This is a genomic window from Hymenobacter sp. BT188 (genome assembly GCF_014333585.1).
Classification (GTDB): Bacteria; Bacteroidota; Bacteroidia; order Cytophagales; family Hymenobacteraceae; genus Hymenobacter.
Genome location: NZ_JACSCW010000003.1, coordinates 327,377 through 347,017 on the forward strand (window position 1 = coordinate 327,377; position 19,641 = coordinate 347,017).

13 protein-coding genes are annotated in these 19,641 nt (G+C 55.0%); 8 read left to right on the forward strand and 5 right to left on the reverse strand.

The features are described from left to right. Positions 1-291 precede the first annotated feature (291 nt). The gene (locus tag H8B13_RS09545) at positions 292-3,024 is read left to right on the forward strand and encodes a S8/S53 family peptidase (RefSeq protein ID WP_187310575.1); all 2,733 of its coding nucleotides are present in this window, start codon (positions 292-294) and stop codon (positions 3,022-3,024) included. Positions 3,025-3,121: 97 nt separating this feature from the next. On the opposite strand, the gene H8B13_RS09550 is transcribed toward H8B13_RS09545, so the two are convergent. Beyond that, the gene (locus H8B13_RS09550; RefSeq protein ID WP_187310576.1) at positions 3,122-3,892 is read right to left on the reverse strand and encodes a protease inhibitor I42 family protein; all 771 of its coding nucleotides are present in this window, start codon (positions 3,890-3,892) and stop codon (positions 3,122-3,124) included. Positions 3,893-4,175: 283 nt separating this feature from the next. Next, on the reverse strand, positions 4,176-9,779 hold the full coding sequence (locus H8B13_RS09555; RefSeq protein WP_187310577.1) for an alpha-2-macroglobulin family protein: 5,604 nt from the start codon (positions 9,777-9,779) through the stop codon (positions 4,176-4,178). 109 nt (positions 9,780-9,888) lie between these two features. Here H8B13_RS09555 and H8B13_RS09560 point away from each other — a divergent pair, with 109 nt between their 5' ends. From H8B13_RS09560 to H8B13_RS09585, 6 genes are all read left to right on the forward strand, one after another. Continuing rightward, a complete protein-coding gene (locus H8B13_RS09560; RefSeq protein WP_187310578.1) occupies positions 9,889-10,320 on the forward strand; it encodes a hypothetical protein in 432 nt (143 codons plus the stop codon). A gap of 97 nt (positions 10,321-10,417) precedes the next feature. Continuing rightward, on the forward strand, positions 10,418-11,227 hold the full coding sequence (gene blaOXA / locus H8B13_RS09565) for a class D beta-lactamase (RefSeq protein ID WP_187310579.1): 810 nt from the start codon (positions 10,418-10,420) through the stop codon (positions 11,225-11,227). A 150-nt stretch (positions 11,228-11,377) separates the two neighbouring features. Beyond that, positions 11,378-12,283, forward strand: coding sequence for a LysR family transcriptional regulator (locus tag H8B13_RS09570; protein WP_187310580.1), 906 nt, complete (start codon positions 11,378-11,380; stop codon positions 12,281-12,283). Between the two features lie 72 nt (positions 12,284-12,355). Next, on the forward strand, positions 12,356-13,555 hold the full coding sequence (locus H8B13_RS09575; RefSeq protein ID WP_187310581.1) for a threonine synthase: 1,200 nt from the start codon (positions 12,356-12,358) through the stop codon (positions 13,553-13,555). Positions 13,556-13,838: 283 nt separating this feature from the next. Further along, complete coding sequence (locus tag H8B13_RS09580) at positions 13,839-14,720, forward strand: M28 family peptidase (protein WP_261990302.1); 882 nt, start codon at positions 13,839-13,841, stop codon at positions 14,718-14,720. 254 nt (positions 14,721-14,974) lie between these two features. Then, a complete protein-coding gene (locus tag H8B13_RS09585) occupies positions 14,975-16,387 on the forward strand; it encodes an ammonium transporter (protein WP_261990303.1) in 1,413 nt (470 codons plus the stop codon). 5 nt (positions 16,388-16,392) lie between these two features. Here the strand turns inward: H8B13_RS09585 and H8B13_RS09590 are convergent, their stop codons facing one another. Beyond that, a complete protein-coding gene (locus H8B13_RS09590) occupies positions 16,393-17,190 on the reverse strand; it encodes a ZIP family metal transporter (RefSeq protein ID WP_187310582.1) in 798 nt (265 codons plus the stop codon). A gap of 325 nt (positions 17,191-17,515) precedes the next feature. Continuing rightward, positions 17,516-17,791 carry a DUF167 domain-containing protein gene (locus H8B13_RS09595; RefSeq protein WP_187310583.1) on the reverse strand — a complete coding sequence of 92 codons (276 nt, stop codon included), beginning with the start codon at positions 17,789-17,791 and terminating at the stop codon, positions 17,516-17,518. A 153-nt stretch (positions 17,792-17,944) separates the two neighbouring features. On the opposite strand from H8B13_RS09595, the gene H8B13_RS09600 reads away from it, so the two are divergent. Continuing rightward, positions 17,945-19,372 (forward strand): patatin-like phospholipase family protein, encoded by a 1,428-nt coding sequence (locus H8B13_RS09600; RefSeq protein ID WP_187310584.1) that lies wholly within the window; start codon positions 17,945-17,947, stop codon positions 19,370-19,372. Positions 19,373-19,417: 45 nt separating this feature from the next. Here H8B13_RS09600 and H8B13_RS09605 read toward each other — a convergent pair whose 3' ends face one another. Continuing rightward, on the reverse strand, positions 19,418-19,618 hold the full coding sequence (locus H8B13_RS09605) for a hypothetical protein (protein WP_187310585.1): 201 nt from the start codon (positions 19,616-19,618) through the stop codon (positions 19,418-19,420). Positions 19,619-19,641 lie beyond the last annotated feature (23 nt).

The window sequence follows — 19,641 nt, forward strand, 5'->3', positions numbered from 1 at the left end:
ACATCGACAATACCTTGATTTTAAGGCAAAATTGCGGCTTTTACGCTGAATTCTTGCAAAGGTTTTGTAAAGAGAAAAATGATTTAAAATAAAATAAATCATTCTCTGAACAAATAAATCTGAGTGTAGAAAATCCAGTTGTAAATGACTAATCGTATATGTAGTTGGTTAAATATTGCTGCTTGCGCTTAAGGATTTTTGTAGCTGTTTTACAAGTCTTTCAAGCAGGTATTTAACCTGCATAATTTTTCAGTTCTCTTTCCCTCCCTCCATCTATTCCAAAACCTCTACATGAAAGGCAAATTTTTCACCACCCTTCTGCTGGTTGGCCTGAAGGTCACCACGTCTTTTGGGCAGGCAACCGTTGACCCAGAGTTGCGCGCCGCCCTCAAGACCAACCCTCTTGCACAGGTAATCGTCACCTTCAAAGGCGACGGTGCCCCCCAAGTCACCCAGTTGAGCTTACTCCAGCAACTCGGTATTACCAAAGGCATCACCTTTCGGGCCTTGCCAATAGCCGGTGTATTAGCAACCGCTACTCAGGTTGATGCGCTAGCTAGCAACCCTGAGGTTCGGTCGCTCTACATCAACAAGAAGCTCGATTACTACAACTTCGACGACACCAACCTGACGGGCGTGAAGCGTCTGCGCACGGATAAGGAGACAACCGCCCGCAACGGCGGCTCGCCTGTATCCGGAAAAGGCGTTGGGGTTCTCATCAATGATAGCGGCGTCGATGGTACGCATGACGATATCAAGTTTGGCCCGCACCTAGTACAGAACGTATTGGGCTCTACTAACCTGAATTCTCAGGATGCAATGCTGCCCGTCACATATGTGGAGGGTGTACCAAACACTGATACCAACTCTGGCCACGGCACACACTGCGCTGGTACTGTAGGAGGCAATGGTGCCAAGTCGGGGGGCAAATATGAGGGCGTAGCACCCGGCGCTAATCTTTTGGGCTACGGCTCGGGTGGTGCGCTGCTCGTGCTTGACGCTATTGGTGGTTTCGACTACGCGCTTACCCACCAAGCTCAGTACAACATCCGCGTTATCAGCAACTCTTTCGGCACCAGCGGCGACTTCAACCCTGATCAGCCTATAAACGTGGTTACTAAGAAGTGTTACGACCGTGGTATGGTGGTCGTATTTGCTGCTGGCAACGAAGGCCCTAGCGCCGATACCCATAACCCTTACGCAATTGCCCCCTGGACCATATCGGTGGGCGCTGGCGACCGTAATGGCTTGTTAGCTGACTTCTCCTCTCGCGGTGTGCGCGGCGAGCAAGGCACTTTCACTGTCGATGGTGAAACCTGGACTTTCAAGAACGAGCCTTCTATTGTAGCTCCTGGCGTAGACGTAGTATCTACCCGTGCTATTGCTCCAGTATCTTCCTTGGGTGCACAACAAGATGCTGAAGTACTTCCTGCCGGTCAAATTCCATTCTACACGCACAGCAGCGGCACTTCCATGGCTACGCCGCACGTAGCAGGTATTGTAGCTCTTCTGTTGGAGGCTAAGCCTTCCCTTTCGCCAGCTCAGGTAAAGGAATTGTTGATGAAAACTGCTACGAACATGCCTGGCCATCAGTCGTGGGAAGTGGGTGCTGGCTACGTAAACGCCTTTGCCGCCGTTGATCAGGCTTTCCGCTCTTCCGCTTTCGGCTCTACTGTGAATGCTACACGTCGCTTCAACAGCAGCGTAAACGCGCAGACTACTACAGTTCCCTTCACCATTAATTTCAACCCCATTCTGACCACGGGCAACTCGCTTACTTTCCCCGTAAACCCTGGCACGAACAGCGTAGAGGTGAAAATCTCGTCGAGAGGTATTTTGGGTGAAACTGGTAACCTGACTAACTTGGTTCTGATTGATCCGAATGGCGTTCGTTATACCTCAGGCACGCCTGTTACGTTCACGCTTACTACTGACCGCGGCGTAGCGGTAGCTTCTCCCATTGCTGGTACCTGGACAGTGGCTGTTGAAGGTTTGCGCGGTGTGGCTTTGCCCGAAACTGTTACAGGCAATATCTCGCTGCTCACGCCAAGCGGCACAACAAACCTGGCTGACATTGTTGGTCACCCAGCCGAGGCTGCTATCAAGATGGCTGTAAACAGCCGCCTCGTAGATGGCTTGACAACTGGTTTCCAACCAAATGCGAATCTGACCCGCATTCAACTAGCTGATTACCTACTGATGGGTCAAGGCATTCGCCAGTATTTGCCCACCAGCGGCGCCCGCACCTTCTCTGACGTGACCACTGCCAACGACATTCTGTTGACCGAAGCTGTAGCTGCCAAGGGTTCTGCCCAGCGCGACCGTTTCCACCAGTTCAGCGGCGTAATGCGGCCTACCGCAGCGGGTACTTTCTCACCTGCTGGCACCGTTAGCCGCGCAGAGTTAGCTTACTCACTTGTGCAGGGTTTGGGCTTCCAGCAGTTTGCGTTGGAGCGCAACGGCAAGCCAGTGACAGTTCAGGTAAACGGTCAGGCCATCGCTATCGACGACGCTTCTAAAATTCCAGCTGGTCTGGAAGGCTATGTGAGCGTTGCTTTGGAACTGAACCTGATCAATGCTTACTACACGGTAAAGCAGGGTCCGTTCGATTTGCAGCCTACGATTCAGGCTACATTCAAGCCTGCGCAAAACGTAACCCGCGCTGAGTTCGCCGTCATCGCGACTCGTACGTTCCCACAATACAACGCCCAGACGCAGCCAACCGCTGCAGCTAGCACGAGCGCTGCTACTGCTACCAAGGGCACAGTAGCCCAAGAGACAGTAGCTTATCCAAACCCTTTCTCTGGCACTACTACTATCAACTACTACGTAGCTGAAGAAGGTCCAGTAAGTGTGGAAGTATTTAGCACGATGGGTCGTAAAGTGCAGACTTTGGTATCGGGCTCGGAAGCAGCTGGCAACCACCAAGTGAAATTCGACGCTGGTAACCTGTCGCGTGGTACTTACCTGTACAAGGTGAAAACTGGTGCTAACGTGACGACTAAGCGCTTGGTAGTGCAGTAAAACTGCTCTATCAACCTATGTTAAAAAAGGAAGCCTGCTCCACGGAGCAGGCTTCCTTTTTTAGTTTTTGCGGACGAGATAAATCTAAAATGGCTGCTTATCGTGGTGGCTCAGGTACTTCTACTTCTAACTCAAAATCGCGCTTAGGTGGTGCCTCATTGTCGGTAGCATTGCGATACAAAAAGCGTAGCGTGGTTTTGCCAGGGTTTAGTGCTTGGAAGTTGAAGGTGACATCTTCCGGGTTATTGGCTTTATGCTTCCTTCCCCTTTTACCAGGTTTATCCGCCTCAGGCTGGGCAGTTACAAGCTGGATAACGTTGTCGGCGATGGGCATCACTTCCCACTTGTATTGGGCGCCGGCAGTGTTATCGAGCTTGATTTGAAGCTGGTCGCCCTTGTTCACTTTCACTCGGCTGTGGTTGCCATACTCGCTGATGTTCACGTTTTTGGCAACGCCCGGTTGGTCGATGGTAATGTATGCGTGAAAAAAGCCCCCCAAGGCCGTATAGCCAGTTCCAGGCAGCGCCGATACCAAGGCTAAGTCGAGGCCACCGGGGCCCGTGGCTTGAAAGTGGATCTCGAAAGTAGCCGGCGCCCCCGGTACGCCGCTGCTCACGCCCGGCAAATTATGGGTGCTTGTAACTGTTAGCTGGCCAGGGTAATTCTGCACCATCCGCCAGCCAAACCGCGGCGAAACCGTGGGTAAGCGCACTATCAGTTGGTCGCCGACGGTGAGCTGCACTTGCTTGCCGTTGTCAGCCGCCGTGAGTGTGACGATATCGGCGCGCGAAGGAGTTGAGGAAAGGAAAATGGTAATTATTAACAACGCTAGCAGCGCGTAGCGTGGGAGGGAAAGAAGCCGTTTCATAAGTCGTGTATAGCATAAGGTTGTATTAACAACACAGCCGGCGCTTACAAAGTCGCCGGCTGTGTTGAAGTATTGATAAAGTGTACAAAGTAAGTTTAAAAAGGCTTGTATTGAGCTTTTTAAGCGTTGTGCCAACGCACGTTATAGATCTAAAAAATCGTCGGTCATCCTGAGGCACGAAGGACCTTCTCACATCTGAACAACTAGCATTAGAAGAAGGCTTAGTTCATCGGTGAGAAGGCTTTCGTGCCTCAGGATGACCGACGATTATAGAAGCTTCGCATTACCGGACGCGTACCACACCGGCTCCATGATAGCTGTGATACTCCGCGTTGTACATGGCGTCGGCGCTGATGGGGCCTAATTTGAATGTGCCTTTGGATACGGCGCGGGCTACGTAGTAGAACGACTTGGGCGCGGCGGTGGCGGTGGTGAAGAGATTGAGGCGGTCGTCGCGGAGGTCGAGGTAGTCGGGTTGGGCGGCGTCGGTGGCCCAGGTGATGTCGCGGATGGCGCCGATGCGCGGGTTCTCGATTTCCAGGCCGGCGGGCAACAGGTCGGTGATGGCGACGTTGGGGATGTCGCCGGCGGCTTCGGGAGCTTGGAGGGTTATTTTGACGATGACCAGATCATTCTGCTGGAAGGTGTTGCCGATGGGTTGGCCGGCGCGGTTTAGGTACTGGCGGCGCACGCGCAGGTAGGCGTCCTCTTCCTGAATTTGCCCCCCAGGACTGATACCTTCTGTTGCCCAAAAATAGTAGAGGCTGCCGGTGCCGCTGGTGCGCAGGCTGAGCGCGCGGTTGGCCACGTTGTTTATCATGAGGTCTTTGCCCGAGAATTCTCCCAGCTTTTTACCGTTATCTAGCAACGTAGCGGTGGCGGTGCTGCGGGCGTTTTGGCGGGCTATTTTGCCTAAAGCCAACAAGCCGAAAGCCCGCTCCTGAGTGCTGAGCCAGCTGGCTTGTTTCATCTGGCGGCTGAGTTGGCGGGCCTGGGGGGCAATTTGGGGGTTGTTGGGGTCGGCGGCGAGCAGGGCGTTGAGGGTGAGAGCCTGGTCGCGGAGGGGCGAGGAGAAGCTGCCGTCGAAGTAGCGACGGGCGGCGGTTTCGGTGCCCAGGCGAGCGGGCAATACCGCCTGGAAGCTGCGCTGGTCGCCGTTCAGGGCGTAGGTAGCGGCCAGCAGCACGCGCGAATCCTGGGAGAGAAGCTGGCGGTTGGCTTTGTAGTAGTTCAGGGCCACGGCATCTTGGCGACCGGCCAGGGCCAGCACGTAGAGCGAGTAGGTGATTTCCTTTTTGGCGATGGTCTTGAGGTGAATCGTGTTTTGGGCGTCGAGGTAGTTGTAGGGCTCGGTTTCGCGTTTGCGGAGGCGGAATTGCAGGTAAGCGAGGGTTTTGTCGAGCACGGCTTTGTTTACCTGGAAGCCGGCTTGCTGGGCTTCGAGCAGGAAATGAGCGGCGTAGGCGGTAGCCCACCAGTTGTCGTAGTCGCCGCCGGGCCAGTAGCTGAGCGAGCCGTTGTAGAGCTGCTGGGCCTCCACCTTGCGGATGGCTTCCTGCACGTGGTAGTTCGGATTATAGCCCGCAGCTTTGGCTTGCTGGCCTTTTTGCTGACTCAAAGTAGCGGCCAAATCACCGTAGTACAGCTGCGGAAACGCCGCCGACACGATTTGCTCCAGGCAGCCGTAGGGGTATTGCAGCAGGTAGCGCAGGTCCTTGGCAAACTCCGTCATCGGTGAGCGACTGACAACCAACTGGCTCCGCATGGAAGCCGGTAGGAAGTCGGTTTTCAGATTCAGGTTCTGAATTTGCCCCCCATCCACTACCCCGGAACCCGTGCGCTTCTGTAACGGCGACGCAGGGCGGATGGGGAGTTCGGTGGTTTCAGTATACATGCCTTCCGAACCATCACGTTTTTGCGGAATCAGAACACCCTTCTGAGTTACTACCTTCTGAGTTATTACTCGAATATTCACTGTGCTATTCCCTATACCAGTTGCAAAAGCACCTAAAATAATTCTTCGTTCTGCATTAGGAACTAGAGTTACGGTTTGCTCTTTGTATTGCGCATACGGTACAGGTTTTACGTTTGGAGCATTAAAAACACCTTTGTCCAGATAAGCAGTAGGGGTTCCTAAAGGACCACTTAGCTTTGGTAGGACCCGCACATGAATAAAATTATCCGTCGTATTCGTCAGCGTCACTGGCACGTCAATCGTGTCGCCGGGGCTTAAGAAACGGGGGAGGCTGGTGCTGATGACCACTGGGTCGGCGACGCGCATGGTGTGCTCGGCGGCCCCGAACGCTTCGCCTTTGTAGGCCACGGCCATCACGCGCAGGGCGCCCGAGAATTGCGGCACGCGCACCCGGTAACGCACTTTGCCCTGGGCATCGGCGCGGAGAATGCCGCTCCATTTGGCTACCAGCTGCACCCGGCGCGAGGGCACAGGCGTGGTGCGGCGGCCGAGGTCGTAGCCGTCGCCGCCGGTGCTGGAATTGCCCCCCAGCTCGGGCAGCAGAAAGGGATACACATCGTAGGCCTGCACTTCCAGGGCGCGCTTCTGGTAGAAGTAGCCGTAGGGGTCGGGCGTGCGGTAGTCCTTCATCTGCAAAATGCCCTCATCTACCACGGCCAGGGTCACGGCAGCGCGGGGCGCGGTGGTTACTTCAATGGTTTGAAAAGTTTGCGAACGGCTCTGCTGGGGGGCTTTTATGGCTACAGAGAGCTTGGTGCCGGGCTTTTCCACGGCCAGCGGCACAAAGCCCCGCGCCACCGTGAGCGGCAACCGATTATCGGTGATGGCCCGAATGGCGGTGGCCGTCACGTACACGTTGGGCACGTGGCCGCCAGTAATCGGGATGCGCACGCGGGCCGATTTCTGGTCGGTGTTGACGTAGAAATGGTTCAGCACCTTGTCGCGCTCCACGGTCACGAGCACGCGGCCGGGAAAGGGCGTTTTGAGTAGCAGACTGGCCGTTTCGCCGGGCTGATAGGTGGCTTTATCGGCCTCAATTGTCACTTCGCCCTCGTTGTTAACCTCAAAGGAATTGCTCTGGGTGTCGCCGAAACCGTAGGCGTAGAAGCGGCTGGCCACGTAGGTGGCGGCGCCGGGCCGGGCCACGCGCACCTCGTACTCGCCGGAGTAAGTAGGAGTGAAGCTGAACGCCGTTTCCGCCCCGTATTTGCCCCCCACGGTGCGCGTCTGGGTGGTTACGACTTCCTCGCGCTTCTGCGAATTATAGATGTACCGCCCGCCCTGACGCTCAATCACCGTTTCCCAGAGCAAACGCACCACGCGCACCTGCGCCGGCGCGCTCGTCGGCTGACCTTGGGGCGTAAGAGCCACCAATTGCGTAGAAACCGCCTGCCGCGTGCTGACCAGCTCCGGCAGGTTTTTGATGCCAAACAGCACTGGCTGAGTCTGCACCTCAAAGGTCGCCAACCGATTCACCGGCCTCCCCGATTCGTCGAAAACGGTGGTGAAGGCCGCGCCTTCCAGGGTGCCGAGGTCTTCGTAGTCGGGCACTTCGTAGGTGGCGGTGCCGCGGCCGGCGGCATCGGTGGTGCCTTCACGGGTGGTTTTCTCGAAGCGGTCGGAGATGGGCGTGGCTTCTTGGACGCCGGGACCATTGCGCCGCCGCTCGCCGCTGCTGATTTGGAAGGTGTAGCCAGGGAAATTCTTGGGCTGGAAGGCTTTTTCCTTGAGCGAAAACTCCACCTCAAACTTGCGGTCGGCGGCCGGCGGACCGAATAAGTTGAGCGCCGTAATTTGGGCCTCCACCGACTGGCCGGGCTTAGCCACGGCGGGCGCGGCCTGCACAGTTACTTTCAGGCGGTCGGGAATAAATTCCTCCACGCTGATCTGGCGGGAGGTGAGCAGCACATCGTTGCCGGTGAGCACCTCCAGGGTGTACAGGCCCGTCATGATGGCGGGGGGCAAAATAAAGCGCGACTCAAACGCGCCGTCGGCCGACAGCTTCTGGCGCAAGCTCGCGTACTCCTTGCCCGTGGGCAGCAGCAGGCGCAGCTTCACCGGCAGATTCGCGGGCGGCGCCTGCCAGGCTTCGGTGCGCACAATGGTGTTGGTGCGCACCGTGTCGCCGGGGCGGTAGAGGTCCCGGTCGCCGTAGAGGAAAGCCTGGTAGCGGGCGGCGTTGCTTTGCAGGCCACCTACGTCGAAGCGCGAGGTCTCAACCCGACTTTGGGGTAAGTTCAGAAAGGTAAAATCGGCGTCTTTCTGGGCCGTAATCAGGCTCAGTCGAAACCGCGACGTAGCCGCTGTGCTGTCGAAGACTGCCACGCCATCACAATTAGTAGTACCCGTGCTGATTACCTGGTTATTGCTGCTCACGAAACGCACCGAAACGCCCCCCAGCGGCGCCGCCGACCGGATGGAATTGGCAAAAACCAGCGTGCGCCCCTTCAAACCCTGCTTCACGATCAGCCCGATATCCGACACGGTCACCAGCTTGCTTACTTGCAGCCACTGCCGCTCCGTATCCTGCACACGCACCACGTACAGCCCTTTCAGCGGCCCCGAAAACTCCAGGTCCTTCAGGCTCAAATTCAGCAGCCGCAAACCGCCCTGCTTGGGCAAACCGGCCACCGTGTAGGTGCGCTCGGTGAGCACATTGCCAAGGGTTTCAGTGTCGTAATAGTTGTAGGAACGGTCTTCGTAAGCGCCTTCTTCGCCCTCACCTTCGCCGCCCTCACTGTAATCATCTTCCCCGCCGCCGTAGCCATACTGTCGGCCGTTGCGCAAGAGGTGCTGAATATTATTGGCGTACACCTTGGCAATGCTCACCTTCACTTTCTCCACCTCCGACACCCGCAAACCTAGGTTGCGAGCCCCGAGCGCATTCAGGTACATGGCCTTGTCGCCGTGGGCAAATGCCAGACTAGGCCGCTCATCCACAAACGAAACCGACTGCGAAAACGCCTCTTCCAGCTGTCCGCCTAACGCCCCCCGAATACCGGTACCCAGCCCCAATTGGTAAGTTTTATCCACGTCGAAGTTGCCTTTCAGCTTGAACCCGCTTTCCAGCGCCTCCACTGAGTAAGTCGCCATTGGCTGCACCGAAAGCAGGCGCTCCACCTCGCTTGCCACTACCGGCTGACTGGTCAGCACCGTAATCACCGGCTCGCCCTCCACCAGTGCGCCCGTTGCTTCGCGTACCAGCAGTATCTCTTGGCTGGGTACGGCGGCCTGCGCTATCAGCGGTTTTTTGGTGGGTTGGTCGCTGCCCACTGCCCGCAGGCCCGGCGCAATTTCCAGCTGGAGCGGGTTGCCCGGTCGTAAGCTTTGCGTCAGCGTCACGCTCACGGTGCTGTCGGCCTCAGTCGAGGTAAGTTCAAACGCCACTGGCTGCCCATCCTGGCTTACCCGCAGCAAGGTCTGGACTTGGCTGGGCTGCACTGGGTAGTTGAAACGCAGGGTCGTGCGGGCTTCCGCCGTGCCCGCTGCCCGCCGACTCTGGCCCCAATACGCCTGCGCCTCCCGCAGTTGCAGGTAAGGGGTGTGAAACCGCGTCCGGTCTAGGGCTGGGGGGCTTTTTTGCTGATTGGGGGGCAAATACTGGGGTTGCAGCGTGGCCGTAAACGCCGTAGTCGGCCGAAACGGCTCCAGGGGCGAAAAGGTCAGCTCCCGCTCGCCGGTCCACTTGAACTTGCCCCGCACTGCTGGCTCGAAGCGCACGTACTGCGTCGTGTCCCAGCGGTTGAGTTGGGCTTCCGCCGCCACCGCCGCATCTAGCTGAAATACTAGGTTTTGGTAGGGGCTAATCTCCTCGCCATCAGCTGTATTGTTCTCCGCAGCCGGCTTGGAACAAGCACACAGCAAAGCCAGCAGCACCAGCAGCGGCAGGCGAGAATTGGTTCGGAACAACATAACTAGGGAGGCGCTTGAAAGGACTAGGGAAGGTATAGAGAAAACGCGATGAATAGTCCCGCTTTATTGATCGTAATTTGCTTTTCTACTGTAGAGATCCGATTCGACTATGCCAGTTGTTTTACCGCTTGATTCCTCAGATGAAGATCTTTTAAATGCAGTGCGTTTCTGGGTGCAATTATTACAAAATGAACGCTATGAAGAAGCCTACAATTACACTCATCAAAATCCTTATTACGAGTGGAGCCCTCAATTAATAAGAGATATAATCTATGGTTATGGAATCGCACAACTTGAACCGGGAGCAGAAATTTATAAAGTCACTTCTATTCAAAAAGACATTGGCGCCAATGATAGGCCGTATGCAGAAGTAGATTTTCATATGCCTCGAAAGCATAGATTAAAAAATACTCTTGTTGTGGCTGAAATATGGTTTAGCCTACCGTTAAATGATGAGTGGAGCGACCTTATAGCTACTTTTTCAGTGCTGTATATGTCAGATCGTGTATCTCTTGAGTTGCAAGAGATACATGTATTTTAGTCGGCAGTGTTATGATCCGTACGCACGGTTTTGAGTAGTTGCTCAGTCATAAATAGCAAACGTTGAACTCATTCGCTCCACATCTTCCTTGCTCCTCATGCGTCTGCCGCTTCTCTCGCTGCTCCTAGTTTTAAGTTCTTTCGTCGCGTCGGCCCAGCGCATCGTTGAGCGCGACTTTCAGAAATATCTCGACGAATACGATCTGCAAGGCTCCTTTCTGCTGTTCGAGGCCGACGCCAAGCAGTACACGGCCTACAACCTGAAGCGCTGCCGCCAAGGCTTTCTGCCCGCGTCCACGTTCAAGATTCCGAACACCCTTATCGGTCTGGAAACCGGCGCTGTGCGCGATACCAGCGAAATCTTCCGTTGGGACGGCGTGACTCGGACCATTTCGGCGGCCTGGAACCAGGATATGACATTGGCCACCGCCCTACGCGTGTCGTGCGTGCCGTGTTATCAGCAGTTGGCCCGCCGCATTGGGGTGGAACGTTACAACCTGTGGCTGCCGAAGCTGCAGTATGGACGCATGGTGGTGACTCCGTCCACGGTGGATATGTTCTGGCTGGAGGGTCCTTCGCGCATCACGCAGTTTGAGGAAATCGGTTTTCTGCAACGCTTGCAGCGCGACCAATTGCCGGTGGCGCGGCAGCATCAGGAAACGGTGAAGGCGCTGCTGGTATTGAGCCGGGGGGCAAACTGGACCTTGCGCGGCAAAACCGGCTGGACCTCCACCAAAGATTACAACAACGGCTGGTTTGTGGGCTGGCTGGAACAGAATGGTAAGCCGTACTTTTTTGCTTTGAACGTAGAGCCCAAAAACAACGGACCAGTTACGCCCAAATTCGTTCAAGGCCGCCGCGCCCTGACGGAGAAACTACTGCGTCAGGAGTTCAAGTTGATGCCATGATAGGCTGTAGAGACGCGACACTTCGCGTCTCCATCGTTGCTGACGTCGACAAAACCGCTTTTACCGAGTCGTTCAACGAGGAGACGCGAAGTGTCGCGTCTCTACAGCGACAAATCTCCATATTTGCCCCCAGCCACTCATTAGCGCCTTATGCTTTCCCACAAGCACGAAATCTTTCTGGAAGTGGCCCGTTTGCTGAGCTTTACCAAAGCCAGCCAGACGCTATTCATCAGCCAATCAGCCATCAGCAAGCAGATAAAGGCGCTGGAAGAGTATTATAAAACCGGCCTCTTCGAGCGCCTCGGCAATAGCGTGGTACTGACGCCGGGGGGCAACTTGCTGTACAAAAAGCTGCTCATAGCCAAGCAACTGCAACACGAGCTACATCAGGAGTTCGTCAAGATCAGCGAAGACTTCTCGCCCCGCATTCAGATGATGATTGGGGCCAGCACCACGATTTCGCTTTATGTTTTGCCCCCCGTGCTCTCGGCCTACCTGGAGCAGAACCCGAATACCCAGCTCACACTCAAAAACCGCAATAGCGAGAATATTCTCAAGGCGCTGCTAGATCATGAAATTGATCTGGGTGTGATTGAGGGCATTAACAAAGTCAGCAACGTCACTTACACACCCTTCCTGACTGATGAAGTAATTGCAGTGTGCTCGGCCAAGAACCCATTGAAGCAACAGCAGCTTAGCGCCCAGGATCTGTACAGCATTCCGTTGGCATTACGCGAGTCAGGTTCGGGTACGCTGGCTGTATTGGAAGAAGCTCTGGCACAGCAGCATGTGAAGCTGAGTGAGCTACCCGTGAAAGTACGTTTGGGTGGTACAGAAGCACTTAAAAACTTCGTGCGGGTAGATACTTGTCTGGCTTTTTTGCCCCGACAAGCAGTAGGGAAAGAGTTGATTTCGGGCGAACTGGTGCAGGTGCAGATTCCCGATTTGCCTATGGTGCGGCACTTCAATTTTATTCAGCGCAAAGGCACCGAGAACAATTTGCCCTACAAAAACTTTGTTCAGTTTACGAAGCGATATTATTCCAAAACGGAATAGCCTATTCCGAATCTCTATTTTGTTATCGCATAGCAACTAGCCTACTTGCAGGGGTATTTCACCCACCCCGCCATGTCAGTTAGCACCGAAATCACCACCCACCTTCAAGCGCTGGAATGCTCGGCCTGTGGCCTGCAGCACTCTGCCTTCAATCTTCAGAAAGTATCGACGTGCTGCGCTATGCCCTTAGTTGCCACCTACGATCTGCACCAGCCAATCCCCAAAAGCAGCATCAACCAGATCGACGGCAGCATGTGGCGCTACCAAGCTTTACTACCCCTGCTCGATGAGGCCAATAAAGTAACGCTGGGCGAAGGTTTTACGCCCATGCTCAACCTGTCTAGCCTAGCCAATCGGTATGGGCTGCGGTCATTGGTGCTTAAGGATGAAGGCCAGAACCCCACCGGCTCCTTCAAAGCGCGCGGCCTGAGCATGGCCATTTCTAAAGCGCTGGAGCTTGGCGTAAGCGGCTGCATTATCCCAACTGCGGGCAACGCTGGTGTGGCTATGGCTGCCTATTGCGCCAAAGCTGGCCTGAAGGCCGTAGTAGCCATGCCCCGCCACACCCCAAACGCTTTTAAAGAAGAGTGTTATTGGTACGGCGCCGAAGTACAGCTAATCGATGGCCTCATCAACGACTGCGCCGCCTGGGTACGTGAGAAAAACGCCAACGGCGACTTGCTAGACGTTTCGACCCTCAAGGAACCCTATCGCTTAGAGGGCAAGAAAACCATGGGCTACGAGATTGCCGAGCAGCTCAACTGGCAGTTGCCCGACGTGATTCTGTACCCCGCTGGCGGTGGTACTGGCCTTATCGGCATCTGGAAAGCGCTGCGCGAAATGCAGGCTATCGGCTGGCTGCCGCTGGGGGGCAAATTGCCGCGCATGATAGCCGTGCAAGCCGAAAACTGCTGCCCGTTGCTGGAGACGTATTTGGGCAAGCAGGCTAACTCGCATAATTATAATGGCAAACCCACTATCGCCAACGGCCTTGCCGTGCCGCGCCCGCTGGGGGAGCCGCTGATGTTACGTGTGCTGCAAGAGTCAAGTGGTACGGTAGTCAGTATCTCCGATGAAGATATGATAGAAGGGATGCGTGAGCTAAGCCACAACGAAGGGTTATTCGTGGCGCCCGAAGGTGGTGCCGTGTGGATGGCGGCTCGTCGGCTGCTTCAAGAAGGCTCCATTAGCCCCAACGAACAGATTTTGCTCCTGAATACTGGCTCCGGTCAGAAGTACATGGACAATGTAGCCGGCCGGTTTAATGATTAGAAAATCAGACCTAAGCCGAATATAAAGTTCATCTCGCGTGCTAATGTTACTCGTATAAGTGTTCAGAAATAGCGTTCTAAAATCATTGTCATCCTGAGGCACGAAGGACCTTCCCCGCAGCATTGACTTGTGCTAATGGGAGAAGATCCTTCGAGCCTCAGGATGACAAATGGAGTAGAAGGACTATACTGTTGGTTTAGGCTCAGCATAGCCGTCTATATGCAGTTGGTGCAAAACCGCTTACGGCTGACCTTCATATGGTGGCAGATTATCGTACAAAACGATGAGCCATACTGCCACCGCTATGCCAGCCAACCCAACCCGCCTCTACGCCGATGTTCAGTTCCTGACGTCCATTCAGCCGGCTCGCAACTACCTGAATATTGCGTCGTTGAATAAAGCAGCTAATTACATCAAAGCTGAGTTTGAAAAGCTGGATGTTCGAGTAGAGGAGCAGCCGTTTCGCGCCGATGGCCGCGACTATCGTAATATTATCGCCTCATTTGGGCCTCCCGATGCCGAACGCATTATTCTGGGAGCTCATTACGATGTGTGCGGCGACCAGCCCGGCGCCGATGACAATGCCAGCGCGGTAGCTGGCCTGCTGGAAACGGCCCGCCTGCTGCACGAGCAACAGCCCGTGCTGAAGCGCCGCCTCGATCTGGTGGCCTACCCGAACGAGGAGCCGCCCTACTTCGCTACCGACTTCATGGGCAGTGCTATTCACGCCTACTTGCTTCATCGGCAGAAAGTGCGCGTGCGGGCCATGATTTGCTACGAGATGATTGGCTACTTCAGTGATGAGCCGGGCTCGCAGCACTTCCCCGACGACAGCTTAGCCAAGATCTATCCTCATACGGGTAATTTCATCACTGTAGTGGGCAAAACAGGGCAGGAAGAGCTAACCGAGCGCCTCCAAACCCTTATGCGCAAGCACACTGATCTGGATGTGCAGCGCATCAATTTGCCCTCCAGCCTGGGTTTGGCCGGCCTTTCGGACCACCGCAACTACTGGACCTATGACTATCAGGCCGTGATGATTAATGACACCTCCTTCCTACGCAATCCCCATTATCATCAGCAGACCGATACCATCGATACGCTCGACTTTCAGCGGATGGCTAAGGTTGTAAACGGCGTCTGGGGGGCAATTTTGGAGTTGTAACGAAATAGGCTACGTATTGAGAAGTAACAGCGGCGTATCTACCTCCTGGGGTGGGTACGCCGCGTTATTTGCGAGAGTATTATAAAAAGCTAATTTCGAATTAATGCCTTTGAATTTAGGGTGTCTTGATTAAAATTTACTATATTTTACTATCAGTAACATTAGATTTTAGGGTGCATCATCGGAAATTATAGTATTTGACTTTATATTGCCATTGAAAACGATAGTGTACTGGTACTGTAGTTGTTTGTTTTATGGCTTCCTCTTCTCTTCCTCGCTCAACCTACAGTGTGGTTGCTATGCTCGGACTATTGCTCTTGAGCGGAATAGCGGCTTTTGTTCCAACCACGCACCCTAGTGCTGCTCCCGGCAGTCTGCAAGCGGCTGATGTGGCCTGGATGCTCACGGCCACCGCCTTCGTGCTCATCATGACGCCCGGCCTGTCCTTCTTCTATGGCGGCATGGTGCGACCCAAAAACGTGATTTCCACCATGCTGCAAAGCTTCGTAGCCCTGGGCGTCATTTCACTGCTATGGTATTTTGTGGGGTTCTCGCTGGCCTATGGCACCAGCTGGCACGGCTTCATCGGCAACCCGCTGACGTATGCCTTGCTGAACAATGTGGGCACGGCGCCGCATCCGGTGTTGTCACCGGGTATCCCGTTCGTGCTGTTTTTCGCCTTTCAGCTCAAGTTTGCCATTATCACGCCGGCGCTGATTACGGGGTCCTTCGCTGAGCGCGTGCGCTTTAAAGGGTACTTGGCGTTTATGGTGCTGTTTTGCTTGTTCATTTATTGCCCACTAGCCCACTGGACGTGGCATCCCGAAGGATTTTTGCGCCAATGGGGCGTGCTGGATTTTGCGGGCGGAACGGTAGTGCACATCTCGGCGGGCATCGCAGCTTTGGCCGGAGCTATGGTGCTGGGCCGGCGCACCGACCACGTGCGCAATACGTCCTTCTCAACGCCTAATGTGCCTTACGTGCTGCTCGGCACGGGCTTATTGTGGTTTGGCTGGTTTGGCTTCAATGCGGGCTCAGCGCTGGGAGCCAATGAGTTGGCCGCAGTTTCTTTCGTGAATACCAACCTCGCTTCGGCCGCCGCGCTTGTTGCCTGGCTGCTGATTGAAGTGGTGCGCGGCACCAAGCCCACGGCCGTAGGAGCCTGCACTGGCGCGGTAGTGGGCCTCGTTGCCATCACGCCTGCCGCGGGCTATGTGCAGTACGGACAGAGCATCCTGATCGGGGTGGTAGCTGCGATGGTAAGCCACGCCGCTGTGCACTGGCAAAACAGCCGCACCACCATCGATGACACGCTCGATGTATTTCCCTGTCACGGGCTGGGGGGCATTGTGGGCATGCTGCTCACCGGTGTTTTCGCCGACAAAGTGGGCCTGATTCATGGCACTGCCACCGTATTTGGCTACCACGTGCTGGGCCTGCTGATTGTGGTAGTCTATTCCTTCGTTGGCTCGTGGCTGCTACTCAAGCTGACAGCCAAGCTCTTCGGCCTACGCGTGAAGCCTGCCGAAGAACAGCTCGGCCTCGACCTCAGCCAGCATGAGGAATCGACCTACCATGTGGATGAAGAGTTTGAGCAAACCTATCAGAGCCAGCGGCCGACTACGGGAAAAATGCCCCACGCCCTGTCTGGCAGCTTAGTTAGCTAGAAAAACTATTCGACCATTTTGCTGAGAAAGAAGGAAGCCAGAAAGCCGAGCACGGTGATCAGGCCCGTAAAATTGTGCGCCACGGCGAAGGCTTCCGGAATCATGGTGTCGGCCAGCATAGCCAAAATGGCCCCCGCCGCTACAGCCGTAGTGGCCGATACTACCTGGGGTGAAAAATTGCTGAATACCGTGTAGCCGAGCAGGGAAGCCACGCCCGAAATCAGGGCAATGCTGCCCCAGAGCAGCAATACATAGCGCGACGAGCGCCCGGCCTTTTTCATGCCCGAGGCGCTGGAAAGCCCTTCGGGAAGATTAGACAGGAAAATAGCCGCCACTGCTACCGTACTCACCGCCCCACCGGCTAAGAGGCTCAACCCGATAACAATACTCTCCGGGATACCGTCGAGCAAGGCGCCTATGGCTATGGCCATGCTGTTATCATCGCCTGGCTCGCTGTTTTCTGTTTTTCCGGCTTTTACAGCCTTGCGTTCGACGTGCTGGTGATGGCCAGAGCGTTTTCGGTGCTTTGCACCATGGCGGGCAAGCAGCCAGTTAGCCAGTGTAAAAATGAGTGCTCCGCTAACAAAACCAATAGCAGTAGCACTGAAACCGCCTTTTTCAAAGGCTTCTTCCATGAGTTCCAACGAAAGCGTTGATATGAGTACCCCACTGCCGAAGGCCATAATTGCAGCAATGAGGCGTTGGGGTACATGCGCATAGTAGCCGATAGCTGCCCCGAGCAACAGCGCCGACCCCGACACTAAGCCCCAGAAGCCAGCCATTGCCCAAGTAGGGAAGGTCATAGGAAGGAAAAATAGAGTTGCCCAGAAAGCCCCAGTCAATAAGCACATAAAACCTACTAATACTGTACGCAAGTCAACAGCTATACGATGTGAAGCTGAGGTTTATGTCTAAAATTATTATAAATTTATGTTGACATAATTACAGGTAAATAGTACACTTGCCCGCAAGATTTATAGTACCCGAAAGTGATTTTGCTGCGTAGCCAAACGCAGCCTTTTCAAATCACACGCTCACGGTCTTCGATTATTCGAAGGAAAATTACTGCGCGAAGAAATACGCCCAATTCCATTAGAGACCACCATTTGGTCTTCTGGGGGGCTTTTTTTAGGTCTGATACCGCGCTAGCACCTGCTGGCATTCCTGCTCGCTCAGGCCATCGAGCCTGACCTTTTTGAACGGCGCCGTATGGCCCGTTATGATTGTGACGCTGGATTTTGATACCCCAAACACTTTAGCCAGAACCGCAACCAACTCAGCATTTGCCTGGCCAGCATGAGCGGACACTTTGAGCCGCACCGTAAGGCCGCCATCGGCCGCTACCTGCACCTGATTGAGGCGACCGTTGGGCTTGGCTTTGAGATGAAGAATAGCGAACGACATAGCTGCAAAAGACCGAGAAATGGTGCATGAAGTTACGGGCTGCACCACCCAACACTGCTACCTACCCCGACCCTATACCTATTGCGAGTGCTGCGCCCCGGCTTCTGGGGGCAATTTTATTCGTCCACCACATATTCCTATTCCAAAGTCGCCATGAATGCTCCCCAACCTGCATCGCGAGGCTTGAGCCCCGCCTACTTTACCGCCGACCGAGAAGTAGCTACTTCCATTAAGGAGCTGGAAACCTTCATTCAGGACAATCCCGGCTGGTCTATTTCCGACATCACGGACCAGCAGGGCCATCAATACGTGGACTTGGTGATGGAGGGCGGTGGCATGCTGGGCATTGCGCTGGTCGGCTATGTGTATGCGCTGGAGAAGGCTGGAATTCGGTTTTTGCGGCTGGGAGGCACCTCGGCAGGTTCCATTAATGCGCTGCTAATGGCGGCAGCCGGACCACGCGACGAAGCCAGTACCGATTGGATTATCCGGCAGCTGGCCAACAAGAACTTTTATGACTTTGTGGATGGTGATATCGACGCCAAACGCTTTATTGCCGACCTGTTTGCCCGTGCCAAAACCCGCCTCGGCAATGGCCCTGGCGCGTGGTTGCGCAACCGTGTCGATTTAGCGAAGCTGGGCGCCAGCGGCTTGCAGGTAATCGACAATCTGCGCGACCACAAAGGACTGAACCCCGGCGACCATTTTCTGGACTGGATAGCCGAGTTGCTGGATGAAAAGCAAGTGTCCAGTATTGCGGCCCTTAAAGCGCTGCGCCGAAAATTGCCCCCCGGTGGCTTGTGGCAGCGTGCCGAGAACGGCGGGCCTAGTAGTGAGTATAATCCGCCGTCGTTGGAGCGCATAGCCATTGTAGCCGCTGATATTAGCACGCAAACCAAGGCGATATTTCCGGAGATGGCCGAGCTGTACTGGCATCATCCGGACCAGACCCACCCCGCCAATCTGGTGCGGGCGTCCATGTCGATTCCGTTTTTCTTCGAGCCGTTTGAGATCAAAAATATACCCGGCTCCAAGCCCGCCCAAACCTCAGCGGCCGAGCTCGACCGATACCAGCAAGCCTGGCGGAGCCATGGCTATATGGGCCCTATTCCGAAGCAGGTGCTGTTCATCGACGGGGGCATCATGTCCAACTTCCCGATCAACCTCTTTCATAATACCCACAGCATGCCCGAAGCGCCTACCTTCGGGGTGAAGCTGGGGCTTGACCGCAATGATGTGCAGCCTACCAAGTCGTTTTTGCAGCTGCTAGGGGCCATTTTTGATACCGCACGTACCCAATACGACTTCGACTTCATTCACCTGAACGCCGACTATAGGCACTTGGTGTATTGCCTCGATGTGAAGGGCTTTAATTGGCTCGACTTCGATATGAAACCCGAAGAAATGCGGGCTCTCTTTCGGATTGGCGTGCGCGGAGCCGTAGCTTTTTTGCAGGATTTTCAGTGGGATGACTACAAAGAGCTGCGGCGCAAAAAGCTGGAAGTGGTGGAACAGTCGGAGAAAATGGAGAGCAAGCATCACCACACGCCGTCTTCGCTTGCGGTGCCCGTGGCCATCTAAAGCTTAGCCCGCTCCGGCGTTGCAAACGCGTATGATGTGCGGGCTCTAGGCGGGCGCGTTATATGCGTCGTACACGTTCCAGGCCCATATCAGGAACGGCACAATCAGCGTCCAGGCCAGCAAGAAGCCGACTACACCACCAAGTGCCCAGATAAGAAACGCCTTTAGAATCTGGCCTTTAATGAGTTGGCCTAAGCCGGGAATGAAGAAGGAAAAGATTGCGGGTACGCCGTAGGTCGGTTTCATGGGAAAAAAGGAGAGGGTGAAAG

Bases quoted from the DNA above. Each gene is read 5' to 3' on its own strand.
- H8B13_RS09545 (WP_187310575.1), top strand. From the start codon at position 292: ATGAAAGGCAAATTTTTCACCACCCTTCTGCTGGTTGGCCTGAAGGTC.
- H8B13_RS09550 (WP_187310576.1), bottom strand. From the start codon at position 3,892: ATGAAACGGCTTCTTTCCCTCCCACGCTACGCGCTGCTAGCGTTGTTA.
- H8B13_RS09555 (WP_187310577.1), bottom strand. From the start codon at position 9,779: ATGTTGTTCCGAACCAATTCTCGCCTGCCGCTGCTGGTGCTGCTGGCT.
- H8B13_RS09560 (WP_187310578.1), top strand. From the start codon at position 9,889: ATGCCAGTTGTTTTACCGCTTGATTCCTCAGATGAAGATCTTTTAAAT.
- blaOXA (WP_187310579.1), top strand. From the start codon at position 10,418: ATGCGTCTGCCGCTTCTCTCGCTGCTCCTAGTTTTAAGTTCTTTCGTC.
- H8B13_RS09570 (WP_187310580.1), top strand. From the start codon at position 11,378: ATGCTTTCCCACAAGCACGAAATCTTTCTGGAAGTGGCCCGTTTGCTG.
- H8B13_RS09575 (WP_187310581.1), top strand. From the start codon at position 12,356: ATGTCAGTTAGCACCGAAATCACCACCCACCTTCAAGCGCTGGAATGC.
- H8B13_RS09580 (WP_261990302.1), top strand. From the start codon at position 13,839: ATGAGCCATACTGCCACCGCTATGCCAGCCAACCCAACCCGCCTCTAC.
- H8B13_RS09585 (WP_261990303.1), top strand. From the start codon at position 14,975: ATGGCTTCCTCTTCTCTTCCTCGCTCAACCTACAGTGTGGTTGCTATG.
- H8B13_RS09590 (WP_187310582.1), bottom strand. From the start codon at position 17,190: ATGACCTTCCCTACTTGGGCAATGGCTGGCTTCTGGGGCTTAGTGTCG.
- H8B13_RS09595 (WP_187310583.1), bottom strand. From the start codon at position 17,791: ATGTCGTTCGCTATTCTTCATCTCAAAGCCAAGCCCAACGGTCGCCTC.
- H8B13_RS09600 (WP_187310584.1), top strand. From the start codon at position 17,945: ATGAATGCTCCCCAACCTGCATCGCGAGGCTTGAGCCCCGCCTACTTT.
- H8B13_RS09605 (WP_187310585.1), bottom strand. From the start codon at position 19,618: ATGAAACCGACCTACGGCGTACCCGCAATCTTTTCCTTCTTCATTCCC.